At 55.7% G+C, this 14,291-nt stretch carries 12 protein-coding genes; 7 read left to right on the top strand and 5 right to left on the bottom strand.

The window, feature by feature from the left end; genetic code table 11:
* Positions 1–309: 309 nt before the first annotated feature.
* A complete protein-coding gene (locus H5P30_RS11725) occupies positions 310–1,404 on the bottom strand; it encodes an IS110 family RNA-guided transposase (RefSeq protein ID WP_185691013.1) in 1,095 nt (364 codons plus the stop codon).
* 300 nt (positions 1,405–1,704) lie between these two features.
* Between H5P30_RS11725 and H5P30_RS11720 the strand changes: the two genes are divergently transcribed.
* Positions 1,705–1,908: a hypothetical protein gene (locus H5P30_RS11720; RefSeq protein ID WP_185693132.1), complete on the top strand. Its 204-nt coding sequence runs from the start codon at positions 1,705–1,707 to the stop codon at positions 1,906–1,908.
* 115 nt (positions 1,909–2,023) lie between these two features.
* On the opposite strand, the gene H5P30_RS11715 is transcribed toward H5P30_RS11720, so the two are convergent.
* Positions 2,024–2,761 (bottom strand): PEP-CTERM sorting domain-containing protein, encoded by a 738-nt coding sequence (locus H5P30_RS11715; RefSeq protein WP_185693131.1) that lies wholly within the window; start codon positions 2,759–2,761, stop codon positions 2,024–2,026.
* Positions 2,762–3,330: 569 nt separating this feature from the next.
* Between H5P30_RS11715 and H5P30_RS11710 the strand changes: the two genes are divergently transcribed.
* The 3 genes from H5P30_RS11710 to H5P30_RS11700 all read left to right on the top strand — a co-directional run bounded on the left by H5P30_RS11710 (position 3,331) and on the right by H5P30_RS11700 (position 8,457).
* A complete protein-coding gene (locus H5P30_RS11710; RefSeq protein WP_185693130.1) occupies positions 3,331–4,416 on the top strand; it encodes a LacI family DNA-binding transcriptional regulator in 1,086 nt (361 codons plus the stop codon).
* A 123-nt stretch (positions 4,417–4,539) separates the two neighbouring features.
* Positions 4,540–6,954, top strand: coding sequence for an alpha-L-rhamnosidase-related protein (locus H5P30_RS11705; RefSeq protein WP_185693129.1), 2,415 nt, complete (start codon positions 4,540–4,542; stop codon positions 6,952–6,954).
* Between the two features lie 87 nt (positions 6,955–7,041).
* Complete coding sequence (locus tag H5P30_RS11700; RefSeq protein ID WP_185693128.1) at positions 7,042–8,457, top strand: glycoside hydrolase family 43 protein; 1,416 nt, start codon at positions 7,042–7,044, stop codon at positions 8,455–8,457.
* 156 nt (positions 8,458–8,613) lie between these two features.
* Here H5P30_RS11700 and H5P30_RS11695 read toward each other — a convergent pair whose 3' ends face one another.
* The 3 genes from H5P30_RS11695 to H5P30_RS11685 form a co-directional block, all read right to left on the bottom strand.
* Positions 8,614–8,838: a DUF6790 family protein gene (locus tag H5P30_RS11695; protein ID WP_185693127.1), complete on the bottom strand. Its 225-nt coding sequence runs from the start codon at positions 8,836–8,838 to the stop codon at positions 8,614–8,616.
* Positions 8,839–8,977: 139 nt separating this feature from the next.
* Positions 8,978–10,156 carry a two-component system sensor histidine kinase NtrB gene (locus H5P30_RS11690; RefSeq protein WP_185693126.1) on the bottom strand — a complete coding sequence of 393 codons (1,179 nt, stop codon included), beginning with the start codon at positions 10,154–10,156 and terminating at the stop codon, positions 8,978–8,980.
* Between the two features lie 31 nt (positions 10,157–10,187).
* Positions 10,188–10,859, bottom strand: a complete 672-nt coding sequence (locus H5P30_RS11685) for a phosphopantothenoylcysteine decarboxylase domain-containing protein (RefSeq protein ID WP_185693125.1) — start codon at positions 10,857–10,859, stop codon at positions 10,188–10,190.
* Positions 10,860–10,957: 98 nt separating this feature from the next.
* On the opposite strand from H5P30_RS11685, the gene H5P30_RS11680 reads away from it, so the two are divergent.
* From H5P30_RS11680 to H5P30_RS11670, 3 genes are all read left to right on the top strand, one after another.
* Complete coding sequence (locus H5P30_RS11680) at positions 10,958–11,698, top strand: VC0807 family protein (protein ID WP_185693124.1); 741 nt, start codon at positions 10,958–10,960, stop codon at positions 11,696–11,698.
* A gap of 390 nt (positions 11,699–12,088) precedes the next feature.
* A complete protein-coding gene (locus H5P30_RS11675) occupies positions 12,089–13,534 on the top strand; it encodes an efflux transporter outer membrane subunit (protein ID WP_185693123.1) in 1,446 nt (481 codons plus the stop codon).
* A gap of 12 nt (positions 13,535–13,546) precedes the next feature.
* Entirely contained in the window at positions 13,547–14,173 is a 627-nt protein-coding gene (locus H5P30_RS11670) for an efflux RND transporter periplasmic adaptor subunit (RefSeq protein ID WP_185693122.1), read from the top strand.
* Positions 14,174–14,291: the final 118 nt, after the last annotated feature.

Here is a 14,291-nt window from a genome sequence, read left to right as displayed (position 1 = left end):
TCGATGCTTCTATGGTGATTTATGGGTCAAGTCATAATCGCGATAATGTTATGTTTATTTTGAGCGATTGATCTTAGTGGTTTCCGCATTTGAGTATCCGGGGCTATGTAGCCCTCGGGACCAACTTCTATCCGTGCCGGTCTAGCCGGTCACCTGATGCCAAATACGCCTGATCGCAGGCTTGAATATGCGGTTTCATGATGACGCCAATCTACAAGAACGAGTGGGATTTACCATCTCCAGCATCGAAACGGGCCATCAATCCACCAAAGTCAGATAAAGCTCAGATAGTTTGATTGGTAAAAGTTCTCAGGCAGTCTCTTTGAGGAGAGCCCCAGCGGGGAGTTCGTCTTTTTCCAAGTACTTCCACAGAGCCACCAGTAGCTTGCGCGCCAGAGCGACGATGCCGATTCTTCGGCTGCGTTTTCCCCTGGCGAAGTTGTTGTCGAACCATTTGGCCAGATCCGACTGGGGTTGGTTCCTCAGCCACGACCAGGCCAGCTCGATCATCAGGGCCCGGACCTTGGCATTGCCGGCTTTACTGATGCCTTGTTCGTTCTTGCTGTCGCCGCTGTCGTAGGGGGAGCCATCCAGACCGGCGCAGGCGCCGACTTGCCGGACGTTGCGGAACTCTCGCCAGCTGAAGAACTCCTCGCTTAAGGTCATGGCGCTGATGACGCCAACGGCCTTGAGCCGGGTGAGCTTGTGGGCCTGTCGCTCGGCCTTTGTTTGGGGCTTTGCGATTCGGGCAGTCCGCGCACGTTCCAGAGCCTTGAGTTGGGTGCGGGCAAACTCCACGCGTTCGTATTCGCGGGCGATCTCGCTGCGTATATGTTCCGGGAGGGGGCGGTTGTCCCAACCGAGCAGCGAATCGAGCCGTGTATCGAGCTTGCTAAGTGAATCGAGGCGAAGTCCATGCAAAACAAGCAGGCTTTTGATCCGGGCTGTGCCCGCACCGATCTCCTTCTTCAGTCGCTTGATCTCTCGCTCGCGCCGACGCAGGTCTTCCTGCTCCACGCTCGGCACGCGCACGACAGACCAGAGCGTATGCTCACCGCCGTGGTAGCGAATCAGCTGACGCAGCAAGGCCTTGGCGTCCAGGCGGTCAGTCTTGGCTCGGCGTTTGCGGCGGTTCACCTCAATGCTGGCGGGATCAACGATGACGTTGTTGATCCCCAACCCCTCCAGCCAGCGGTGGATCCAGAAACCGTCCCGGCCCGCTTCGTAGACACTGAAAACCTCAATGTCTTCGCCTAGCTGCCACTTGTCCCGAGTCGCCTTCAGGGCCGATTGAAAGGCCAACTGATCACGAGCCTCGATCGTGATCAGCCGTATCTTCTCTCCCGTCGAGAAGGCCAGCTTCCATTTAGTATTGCTCAGTTCCAGCGCCATGTATAACTTCATTTTTTGAATCTTTCTTTCAGGTTCATTTTTTCAGGTCCGGGTCCTCTTAACCCGGGCCTGTTTAGTATCCGAAAGAAGAGGCCCCAAGAAAAGCAGATCCCTCGGATCCGCTCATAGCATCTACGGAGCAAGGCTCGATGTTACGGGACAAATATTTCGTGAACCGGGAGCTTGGAATGAGAATGTTCACAATGCTGGTATGGCCGGGAAGATGCACGACCATCGCGGGTAGCGATTGCGTCGAAAGGACGCAATTAATACCGAATTTAGGAAGTTTTGATAGTTATGGCGTGATAGGAAATGAGTCTGTGCGAGGCGGGTCTGCGACCCCTGCCATTTGGGCTAACGCTGCTCAGGCTCATTTCCCGCCCGTCTCAGGGGGGTGCTCCCAGAATCGAAGGTCGCGGCGTTGCAGGGATCGGAGCGTATCTCGATACGAATCCGATCCCTGCGCCTTGCGCTGCTTCGATTCTGCGCTGCACCATAACGGTCAAAACTTACTAAATTCGGTATAAGGTGTGGGGAATGCAGCCGGTTCTACCGGTTTGTCGACAGGACTGCCCACAAAAAAGCCCCGTTTGCTGACGGGGCTTTTTCGGCTGGGTGGAATGAAAGAGGATTATGCGTGACGGCGTCGAATCGTCACTGAAATCAGGGTGGCAAGGCCGAGCAGGAGAGCTGCGGTCCCGGGTTCCGGGACCGGGACGAATCCGTAGGCTAGGTGTCCCTTATCGGATATGCTTCCTGAGTCTAGGGTGAGGTTCCAATTGAGTGAGTAGTTGCCTGCAACTCCCGCAGTGCCTGTGCCTCCTCCAAGAAATCCCCCTGGTGTAAGGTTCATATCGTAGTCAAAGTCGACGCTCATGGTCGGGTTGTCGGGAGTGATCGTCACATCTGTAACTGTCCCGCCCCCATTGGCTCCAATTGCATCGACAATGAACATATTATCGACGGTTGTGGTAATGTCTGCGGATTCTGAAGTCGTGGACACTTCTATCGGAGCGATGGAGGTGTCTACGTTTGCCAGTTCCCAGACAAAGAGTCCCGAGGCCGTATTGGATGGTGAAGTCGTGGTGGCGATCTCAATAGTTCCTGACGACTGAACGTTATAATAAAATAGTGTCACTCGTGCGCTGGAAATCGATCCAGTCGCGGCCGCGCCACCGAAAGTTAGGTTATTGTAAGGGCTTCCGTCTTGGTAGGTCGCGACGACGAGGACATTGCCTGCTTCGGCGTTGATCGTGAATGTTTTATCGAATGTTTTAGTGCCAGCCTCTTCGACAACCGTAATCTGTGAATACGCCGAGGTCGCAAGCGCACAGGCGGCGAATGAGGAAAGGAGAATGTTCTTCTTCATGAGTTTTTCAATGGGGTGATCGTTCGATTTGAGGTGGATGTTGGTTTCGTGCCCAACGGAAAACACTAATTTCCATTGGGGATTCATTTGATTTTTGTCCCAGAATAGGAACGTTCCCGAAAATATCAGGTATTTAACGATCGATTGTCTCTGGAAAAATCGGTTGGGGGTTCTTGGGGGTTCGGATTTTCATGTGGGCCTGGTTTGAATTGGATCGAATTTTCAATGAGATCTCTGCGAGTTCGCTTTCGGAAATGCCTTTGGGTTTCAAAAAAATTTGAAGAGATGAGCGACTTGCCGAAAAGCGAGTGCCTTTCGTTTGCTCTATAATTTATTTACGAAGAATATGATTATAAGTGGCTTGCGGATCTTTTTGTGTCTGGCCCGAGCCCGCTCGGTTTCCGGGAAAAAGGTTTTTCACGAATGGAGTTGTTGCGGTTTTCGCAGACCCGTTCCCGGCTTCTCATGGCGGTTCTTCGACATTCTTAGGGTGGGTCCGCCCGATATAAATCCCGAGAATTGGCTCTTTATCCTTTATTCAGGAACCGATATGAGAATATTCTCGAACTATGGCAAAATTCTCCAAAAGAAAGACAGATTCTCCACAGCATTTGTCGCCCCATGTAAAGCGGCCAACCATTTTTGATTTGGAGAAGTATACGGGGTATTCGCGGAGCACGATCTCGCGAGCCTTTAATCCAGATGCATCGATCAAGCAGGGGACTCGTGATCAGATTTTGAAAGCGGCAGGAGAGATCGGGTATTCCTTGCATCCGGGGGCACGAATGATCCGCTCTCAGCGGTCCTACCGTTGGGGATTGCTCTTGCCCCATTTGGAAAATCCCGAGTATGCGGAGCTGGTGGAGTGCTTTGATGCGGAGGCTCGGCGTTGTGGGACGCATTTAGTGCTCGGGCTCACCCATTACGATACCGACGTGGAGTCTGCCTTTCTGCGACATTGGGCTGCGGGAGAAGCGGACGGGGTGATCACCGATGTGGTGTCCTGGAACGAGAATCAAAAGCTATACGAGAATCTCCTCTCTCGGAAGTATCCGTTCATGGTCCTCTACGCGGCTCCGGAAGGCCTGCCGGTAATTCGCAAGGATAGTTATGCCTCTTTCTGCTTTGGTCTGCAGCACTTGGTTGAATTGGGGCACCGCCGGATCGCTTATGTGGGATTGGCGAATCCCGGTTCGGAGTATTCCAATGCGTATCGAGCCTATGTGAAGACTTTAGAGGAGAATGGCATCGAACTTGATTCGTCTCTGGTGATTCTGGGGGAGAACAACCGAGAGTCGGGGGTGGATGCCTGGAATCGCATCCGCGGTATGGGAAAAGAGGCACCCACCGCGATCGTCGCTTTCAATGACATTCTTGCCATCGGAATTTGGATTGCGGTGCACGCGCAGGGATTCTCGATTCCCCAGGATGTTTCCTTATTCGGGAATGACGACATTCCGGAGGCTCGACTGATGGGATTGACCTCCGTGCGATACGACCGGAAGTCTCTCGCCAAGTTGGCGATTTCTTCTCTGGAGAAGATGAGGAAGGATCCGGATACGGAGATTGAATCCTTTGACATGCCGACGGATCTGGTGATGCGCGGGTCCATTGGGCGTCCGGGGCCTAGGGGTTCCGATTGGGCGAAAAAGTAGACCGGTTCGTCGAATCTGGGGCGAGGTTCTCTTGACCCATGATTCTTTCAGTCTGAGCTTCGCGAATCGTTGCGATTCTCATCGGGATCCGAATGCTATGAGAGTTTTGGCACCGATGTCATTATGAAGATTCAAAAGTTGTTTTTACCGGAAGGAGATTCGGAAGCGGTTGGCATTCACCGTCAGTACCCGATAGAGGAGGCGTCCTGGGTTTGGGGCCCGGAGGGTGAGGGCTGTCCTCCCGTATTTGCGAAACTGTCGCTCGAATTTACGATTGCGGAGGATGAGTCGGCGTTGCGCTTTCACGTTAGTGCGGATCAGCGGTACGAGTTATTTCTCGATGGAAATTTAGTCAGCCGCGGTCCAGAGGTGGGGGATCGGCAGCATTGGAGCTTTTCGAGCTACGAGGTTTCTCTTAAGGCTGGGAGCCATCGGTTGGAAGCGAAGGTTTGGTCCTTGGGAGAGCACGCGCCGGAGGCCCATCACACCTATCGCCCGGGATTCGTCTTCGCCGCAGCGGGAGAGTATGCTTCCCAGTTGAACACGGGGCTGGCTCCATGGAAGTGGGAGCGACTGGAGGGAATCCGTTTGACCCAGGAAAGGAATATGCCGGGCACGCATTTGGTGGGCTCGGCTTCGATTACCGAAGAGAGTTCTGTGGAGGGAATGGGCGCGAATCCAAGCGATGCCATTGTGACCGAAGACGCATTGCAGGATTGGGCCTGGGAGTGGGGATTGCGGTATTCGGACCGATGCTACCTGCCGGCAAGGCTTCCGGATCAGCAGGGTGAGAGATTTAGCGGAGGTCGCGTTCGGGCCATTCTTCACGAGAAAGTGGGGGAGCCGGGCCAGTTTGTGTCGATGCCCTCCCAAGCTCTCGAGGATCCAGAGATTTCTTCTTGGAACCAGCTGCTGCAAGCGGGAGTTCCTCGGACCGTGCCTGCTTTCTCAGAGAGAGCGATCCTTTGGGATATGGACTACTATCTCTGCGGCTATCCGGTCCTGCGAGGTCGCGGAGGTGCCGGGGCGAGGATTGACTTCGAGTGGGCCGAGTCCCTTTACGATGAGAAGGAGCCGAGATCGGGGGAGAGGGATACGCGGAAAGGGGATCGGTCTGCGGTCGCCGGGAAGTATTTTTTCGGTTTCGGCGACACCGTTCATCCGGCCGGTGGGAAATCGTTTTGTTGGAGGAACTACTGGTGGAGATCCGGGCGCTACATCCTTCTGCGCGTGCGGACAGCGGAAGAGCCCTTGGAGCTGACGGACGTTTGTATTGAGAAGACGGGAATCCCGTTGGATTTCGAGGGTTCGGTAAGGATCGATCAGGACTGGGGGGAAAGGCTCTTTTCGATTTGCCAAAGCGGTCTGGAGAACTGTGCCCATGAGACTTTCGTCGATTGCCCTTACTACGAGCAGTTGATGTATCTGGGGGATACCCGGTTGCAAGCCCTCTGCTTGTATGCGACGAATCGGGACTCCCGGCTGCAGAAGCGGGCATTGGAGCTGGCAGATTGGTCCCGCGCCGCCTTGGGAGGGGCTTGGCCAACGGCGAGGTACCCTTCGCGGATGGCGACCAGCATTCCGACCTTCGGTTTGATTTGGGTGGCGATGTTGAGGGATCACTTGGATTGGCGCGGCGATGAGGAGTTTCTGCGCACCAAATTAGGCGCGGTTCGTCAATTGCTGGAACGGTTTGCGGACTATATTGATTCGCGAGATATCTTTCAGGGAGTTCCTTGTTGGCAGTTTGTCGACTGGACACCCGCTTGGCGTGCCGGGGTTCCTCCCGGGGCGACGACGCAGGGATCGTCAGTTGTGAATTTGCTGTTTTTGTTGGCCCTGGATCACGCCCGCCATCTGGAGTCGGTCCTCGGTGACAAGAGAGTCGGCGAGCGCTATGAAGAATTGCGGAATCGGGTGAGGAACGGGGTTCGCCAACAGTTCTGGAATGAGGAAAGAGGACTTCTTGCCGACGATTGCGATCACCGTTCATTTAGCGAACATGCCCAAGTGTTGGGGATTTTGACGGACTGTTTGGAGGACCCGCAGAAGGTAGCGGTTATGGAGGCACTAAAATCGCCGAATGACCTGCATCCCACGACGGTGTATTTTCGTCATTACCTTTTTGATGCGGCTTTTCAGGTGGGAGCGTCGTCGATGTATTTCGAAGGTCTGGGTGACTGGGAGAAAATGTTAAAATCAGGCGCGAAGACGCCCTGGGAACGTCCCGAGCCGAGTCGTTCCGACTGTCACGCATGGGGGAGCCATCCTTGGTTTTGGGCATTTGTGGGCGTTGCGGGCATCCGTCCCGACGCACCGGGGTTCGGGAGTGTGAGGATCGCACCCCAGCCAGGGCCGCGGCGTGAGATTGTCGCCGAAATGCCCCACCCGAATGGGTTCATTCGGGTCCAGCTTTGTTTCGAAGGAAGCGCCTGCGAAGGGTCGGTTGAGTTGCCGGACGGTGTGACCGGAGTGTTTGAATGGAGAGGTTGCGAGATCGATCTCAAAGATGGAAGCAATTCGATTGGTTTGGATTGAGCGGAAGGAAGGGGAAGAGGTCGTTCACTGGGATTGGTTTGGCCGAACCAGCGGGCGGCGTGAACCGAATTTTTTACTTTGTCTGACATGTCTAACACCATCCATAACCCGATCTTGCCCGGTATGAACCCGGACCCGACGGTCTGCCGGGTCGGCGGAACATTTTATCTGGCGACCAGTAGTTTTGGCCAGTTCCCCGGGGTGCCTCTGTATGCTAGCGAAGACCTGAGGCATTGGCGATTCGTCCGTCACATCCTCTCGCGACCCGAGCAGCTTCCTTTTCGGGAAGATCAGAGTTTTGTGGGCGAGGGAATCTTCGCGCCAACACTGCGTCATGACGGGAAAAACTTTTATCTCGTCACGACCAACATTGGAAACGGCGGTCATTTCATCGTCTCGGCAGCAAATCCTGAAGACGAATGGTCGGATCCAGTTTGGGTGGATGCCGAACATCAGGGAGGAATCGATCCTTCGCTGACGTTTCTGGAGGACGGGACTGTTCTATTTCAAACGACGGGCGATTCGCAATGGGGCGAACCCATGAGCGTTGTGCAATTCCCGATAGATCTGGCGAACGGACGCGGCCTGGGGCCCCGGGAAGTGATTTCCCCGGGATTCGGATGGAAGGCGGTTGAGGCACCGCATATTTTCCGAAGAGGTGAGTTTTGGTATCTTTTGACGGCAGAGGGCGGCACGGAGGAAAATCATCGGGTTGCGATCGGGCGTTCGGATTCGCCCTGGGGCCCCTGGGTGCCTTGTCCGACGAACCCGATTCTCACGCATGCAGGGTATGATTCTACGATTCAAAATACCGGGCACGCCGATCTGTTCGAAGACGAGAAAGGAAACTGGTGGATTGTCTTTCTGGGGGTGAGACCTTTGGGCTATCCTTCAGTGCATCTCACGGGGAGGGAAACGTTTCTGGCCTCGGTAAGTTGGACGGACGAAGGCTGGCCGGTGGTGAACGGCGGTGAGCCTGTCGATATCTCTGGTTCTGACGAGAAGTCTGTTTCGCAGCCGACGGGAACACCCTGGACGGAGGACTTTCGGGAGAAATCCTTGAGTTGGCGATGGGTTGCCATCGGGGCGACTTACCGGGAGGGGTATGGTTTCGACGAGAATCGCGGGATGATTTTGCGGGGGCTTTCTTCGAGCTTAGATCGGAGAGGAAAAGCCGGGTTCATTGGAGCGCGGCTCTCGGAGAACTCCGGTCGTTACCAGACTTCTTTGCGAATCGAGAAATCCGGTACGGAAGCGGGCATTTGCGTGTTCATGGATGAGTCCGGCTATTATTCGTGTGGACTTCTTCGGAAGCCTGATGGTCGTTGCCTCCTACGGTTGGTGAAGAGGGTTATTGATATGGAAACGGTGGAGGAGTTCGAGATTGAAGGCTCGGAGCCAACCGACTTTCGGGTCGAATTGACCCGTCGGGGAGAGCAATGGTCCCATGCGCAGAGTAGCTTTGTTTTCTCCGTCCGAGATCCTGAGCAGGGGTGGAGATAGGTAGGAGCCGGTGTCTCCCGTCTGCTGTCCACCGAGGTGATTGGAGGCTTCGGCGGTTTGTTGATTGGTCCGTATTGCCTTTCCGATGACGGAGACGGAAGCGCCCGGGTTTTCTCTTTTCAGGCCGAATAGAAAGCGGGCGTATCCCCTTCGCGATTAAGCAGCGGTGGAGGATTCCTTCTTGCGGTGGGCGAGAAGGAGGAGGACAAGGCCGATTGAGGGAGTGAGGATGTTGGTCCAGAGGAGGATTTCGGCGTTCCCTGGGGAGTCGTTGTGGGATTGGATGATCTGGTGGATGTGGCCGCAGAGAGCAACAATCGCAAAGCCGAGGCTTGCGTAGCGAACTTCGTGTTGAAACGGACTGTCGCGGTCATCGAGCAAGGCTCGATGCTACGGGGTAGCATCGGCGTTTCGCCGATGATAGGAGGACCGGAGAGCCTCGCATTTGCGGGTCAATGGGTAGGGGGCGGCGGCGGTTGCGGTTATCGAGCAAGGCTCGATGCTATGGGGTAGACTCTTCTTATTCCTCCAGAAGAGGTCGTTCCGGATCGATTGCCGGGAACTGCAGGGTGACCACGGTTCCCTGATCGGGACGGCTGTCGATGGCGATGGTTCCGTGGTGGTCGCGCATGATGCGCTGGACGACCATCATGCCGAGGCCATTTCCGGTATTTTTGGTCGTGAAATAGGGCTGGAAGACTTTGGCGAGATCCTCGGAGTCGATGCCCTCGCCAGTGTCGGCAAACATGAGAGTCACGTGGCGGGGGTCCTTGCGCCAGCGAATGCGGATCGAGCCACCGCCGGGCATGGCCTCCACTGCGTTCTTGAGGACGTTGAAATAGACCTGCTTCAGTTGGTCCGGATCGGCGAAGATGGGGGGGGCAATCGAGTCGAGGTCGACGGTGACATTGATGTCGCGCTCGGCGAAAAGATTCTCTTCGACCTCCAGGACGTCATTGAGGACGGCGATGGGATCGATCTTGCGAAGGTCGGGCGGCTGCGGGCGGACGGCAGCGAGAAAGTGGGTGATGATGCCGTCGAGGCGATCCACCTCGCGGGTGCAGATATCGAGCGATTTAGCGGTGCGGGCCGTTTTTTCGGGATCCCCCAACTTCTCCAATTGGCGCCGGATGAGCTGCAGGTGAATGGTGAGGGAATTGAGCGGGTTGCCGAGTTCATGGGCGACTCCGGCAGAGAGCATCATGATCGAGGCGATGCGCTCGTTTTCGATGAGCTCCTCGGTCGAATGCTTGATCTCGGTGAGGTCGGAAAAAACCACGACGGTCCCGTCGCCAAGATCGTGCTCGGTCGCTTCCTCCATCGGTACGATGTAGACTTGGAGGACCCGGGTTTCGGGGTAGTGGATTTCGATCTCGCAGGAGGCTGAGCGATGCTGGCGCCGGTTGCGCTCGGGGTCGATCTGGAGGGCTTCGGAAAGCTCCGGGATGCGACGCCAGATATTGGAGTGTCCAATCTCGCGGCGGCGGAGGCCGAGAAGACCGAAGGCAGCCGCATTGGAGTATTGAATGACGCTGTCGGCGTCGAGGACAAGGATCCCGTCCCGAATGATGTCAAAGACACTTTCGAGAAGGTGTCGGTCGCGAACGAGGCGATTGACGAGGATGGTCAGATTCTTCTCGTCGAGATCCTCCAGTCGCCCGAGGATTCGTTCCAGGCCTTTGTTCCGGTTGCGAGGCATAGGATAGGATTCTCGGACGGGGAGCGGAAGGTCAGGAACCGGAGAGGGTCCGACCTTCTTCCATTTTGCGGGTCACCAAGGCGACGAGATCCCGACCGAGAGATTCCTTGCTGGCGGCGGGCCACTTCTCGCGGAAACCGTCGGGGCCGAGGATGGTGAGAATGTTGCTGTCGAGGGCGAAGCCGGAACCGCTGCCGATCAGGTTGGCGGCGATGAGATCCAGGTTTTTCTCCTTCAGCTTTCGCATCGCGTAGTTTTCCAGATCGTTGGTCTCGGCGGCAAATCCGACCAGGAACTGGTCTTTTTTGCGTTGGGAGACGGTCTTGAGGACGTCGATCACGGGCTCCATCTCGATATTGAGCTGAGCGTCGCCCTTTTTCTCTTTGTGGGCCAGAGGGCTCTTGGGACGAAAATCGACGATCGCCGCGGTCATGATCAGAATGTCGCAGGCGTCGAAAAGGGCATCGACTTGGTGGTACATCTCCTCGCCCGTGACAACGGGGTAGAGGATGCATTCCTCCGGCTCGCGGAGGTGGGTCGGGCCGCTGACCAGGTCAACCGTCCAACCAGCATCGACGGCGGCCTGCGCGATCGCGTACCCCATCTTTCCGGTGGATGGGTTGCTAATGTATCGAACGGGATCGATTGGTTCGCGGGTCGGGCCCGCTGTGATGACACAACGAAGTGGACTGGAAAAACTCACTGATAAAATGCTTGTTAGGACGCTTGATCTGAAGTCGGCGCGTGAAAAACCTTTAAATTACCTTTACGGGAGGAGCCTGTCACGATTTTTTCCGGGGAGTGTCCGAGACCCAAAAGAAAACCGAAAATCCCTGGCTGAACCTCGGATTTAACCTCATTATTCCCTCGCTCCTCCTCATGAAGGGGGATGATTGGTTCGGTGAGCGCCTGACTGGCCTTCCGATGGAGCCCTCGACTTTCCTTTTCATCGCGGCCCTCTTGTTTCCGTTGGGCTACGGTGCCTACGACTTTGCGACCCGTCGGACCTGGAACTTCCTCTCGATCCTGGGGATTATCGGAGTCCTTCTCACCGGAGGCATTGGACTTCTCCAGTTGCCTCCGCAATGGGTGGCCATCAAAGAGGCGGGAATTCCAGCCATTCTCGGGATTGCGACTCTCATCTCGGCCTTCACGAGCCGCCCTTTGGTGCGGGTGTTTCTCTACCGCCCCGAGATTTTTCAGGTGGAGAAAATCCAAACGCGCCTCGAAGAGCGGGGGACGGAGCCAGGTTTTGAGAAGCTCATGCACAAGACGACTTATCTTCTCGCCGCTTCTTTTCTGCTAAGTGCCGTCCTCAATTACATCTTGGCCAAGTGGATCGTCGTTAGTCCGGCGGGCACGGAGGCCTTCAACAAGGAACTCGGGAAGATGATGGCTTGGAGCTATCCGGTGATCGTTGTTCCGAGTCTCATCGTGACGGGCTTCGCGCTCTGGATTTGCTTCCGCGGACTCAAAGACCTGACTGGCCTCACCCTCGAGGAGATGGTCGAGGACCCCAAGGCGAAGAAAGAGGAAGGTTAGGAGGGATTCCTGACGGACCGCGGAATTTATTCCGCCCGGATGGATTGGCTGCGTGGGAGAGGGCATTTCTGAGTATTGGAAGAGCTGGCTGTGGGGCATGCGGGGTGGAATGAATTCCGCGCTCCATTTGGGAGTCTTTTCGAGACGATTTTGACCAAAAGTCCTTTGTAGAAGGAGGTGCTTCCATCGGAAGCGGGATCTGTTTTGCCGAGCAACCTAGGCCTGAATTAGAGACCCCCAACATTTCCTGCCACGGTCAGGGAAATTTCAGAATCTCTATCGAGTTTTTTCCGGTCTTCACGAACTCTTAAGGTTCGGAATGCTAGAGTGGGCGCATTGCTGATGAATATGCGTGCCGACAGAAACTCGAATTTCCTTCCAATATCGAGGATGGCCCGTCCCGTGGCCGTGGCGCTGCTGGGAGTGAGTCTCGTCGGCTGTTCCACTACGCCTACGGCGGAGCAGGTTATGGAGGACGTTCCTATGCCTATGGGGTGGAACAACGAGCTGGCGGATGCGGAGCGGAACGAGGCGAATGCGGTGGAGATCGAGACGTGGTGGACGGTATTTGAGGATCCGGTATTGGTTCAGTTGATCAACGAAGCGCTGACCAATAATCCCGACCTGCTGACTGCGCTTTCCCGGATTGATCAGGCGCGGGCAGAGCGGGGCTTGGAACGGTCGCAGTTGTTCCCCTCGGTCAACGGCGGCGTGTCAGGCTCCGGGTCTCGATCACGGGATCGCAGAACCGATACGACCTCTTCCAGTGAGAGCTACGGAGCCTCGATTGACGCCAGTTGGGAGGTCGACCTGTTTGGGCAGCAGCGGAAGTATCTTGAAGCCAGTGATTTTGCTCTGGAGGCGACCGTTGAGGACTATTTTGCGGCCCAGGTTTCGCTGGCAGCCGAGGTGGCCAATACCTATCTCCGAATCATTTCGGCCCGGAAGCAACTGGGGATCCTGAACGAGAGCGTCGCCAGTCGCGAAGAAACGCTTCAGATCACTCAGTGGCAAGAGGCCGCCGGGGAGGGCGATGTTCTCAATACGCAGCAAGTTACGGTCCTCGTCGAACAGGCTCGGGCGCAGATTCCCTCGTTTCGTCAGTCCATTGAAGAGTCCCGCAATGCTCTAGCGGTTCTTTGTGGGACGACTCCTGCTAATATTGAGGCGCTTTTGGACCAGCGGGAGGATCTTCCCGATTTGCCGGCCAATATAGCGGTGGGTATCCCGGCTGAGGTTCTGCGTCAGCGTCCGGACGTGCGGGCGGCGGAGAAGAGCGTTCAGTCGTCAGTGGCCCGTCTGAGTGCGGTCGAGAAGAGCCGTTTGCCATCGTTAACGCTTAGCGGTTCGGTCGGGACCGAGGCTGCCCGCGCCGGCGATTTCTTTGATCCGCAGCGAGTCTTTGGCAATCTCGTCGGTGGCTTGACGGCCCCTTTGTGGGATGCCGGAAGAATCAGTCGCCGCATCGAAGTGCAACGAGCGGCAGTGGATCAGGCGTACTTTAATTTCGAAGCAACTGTTCTCGATGCGATGGCCGAGGTGGAAAACGCCCTGAGTGCGATCAATCGGAAGAGGGAGGAGATCGTAATTCTGGAACGCGCCGTTGAGTCGGCTCAGCTCTCCGCCCAGCTGGCCGAGTTTCAGTATGAAGAGGGCGAGAAGGATGTGCTGACCGTATTGGAGACGAAACGAACCCTGCTCGGACTCGCACAGACCCTGATTCAATCGAAACAGGAGGAACTCGTCGCTCATATTCAGCTTTATAAGTCCCTCGGGGGGGGATGGTCCGCCCCGAAAGAGGCCGCCGAGGTTGCTCTCGACGGCAACCATTCCTGACCCATTTTTGCCATGACTGATCCTTTGAAAAACGATACGAGCGATCTCGCGGAGCGCATTGATTCCGAGAAAAAGAAGCACGACCGTTCGCGGAAGTACATTTATCTGGTCGGGGGAATTCTTTTGGTGGTCGCCATCGTTTGGCTCTCTCCGATCGGGAGTAAATCCGAAGATGACGGATTGCCTAAATTTGTCACCCAGTCCCTGGATCGCGGGGAAATTCGTAAGACGATTACCGCGACGGGTAGCTTGGCTCCAACCAATGAGGTTACTGTCGGCAGTGAGCTTTCGGGGACGACGATGGAGGTCTACGTTGACTCCAACGACGAGGTCGAGGAAGGGCAACCGCTGGCCCTCCTGGATACTACTGCTCTGAAGAACCAGCTGAAGGCCAATAAGGCCAATCTGGCCTCGGCCAGAGCCTCGGTGAAGCAGGCCGAAGCCACGGTTGCCGAGGCGGAGTCATCACTGGCCCGGCAAAAAGAATGGTTCATCGTCGATTGGCGGGAAAGAAGTAGCAAAGAAGCGGAATCGAAGTTAACTGATGTTGTAACTACACTAACATCAATCACTTCAAAACCGCTTCAACATGAAGTCTGTACTATGTTCCCTGTTTTGGGAAGGCTACACTTTGTATAAACACAAGCATCTGGGAAAAGGGCATTTGTTGTTCATCCTAGAGGCCCTAAACGATCCGGTCTGTGGAGGTTGTGGGCAGAGTTGCCGGAGGATTCACGACCAGTCGCTGCGCCGTATT

The organism is Puniceicoccus vermicola (assembly GCF_014230055.1).
Taxonomy (GTDB): Bacteria; Verrucomicrobiota; Verrucomicrobiia; order Opitutales; family Puniceicoccaceae; genus Puniceicoccus; species Puniceicoccus vermicola.
Note: the sequence above shows the minus strand (reverse complement) of the source record. Positions and strands in the feature narration are given on the sequence as shown.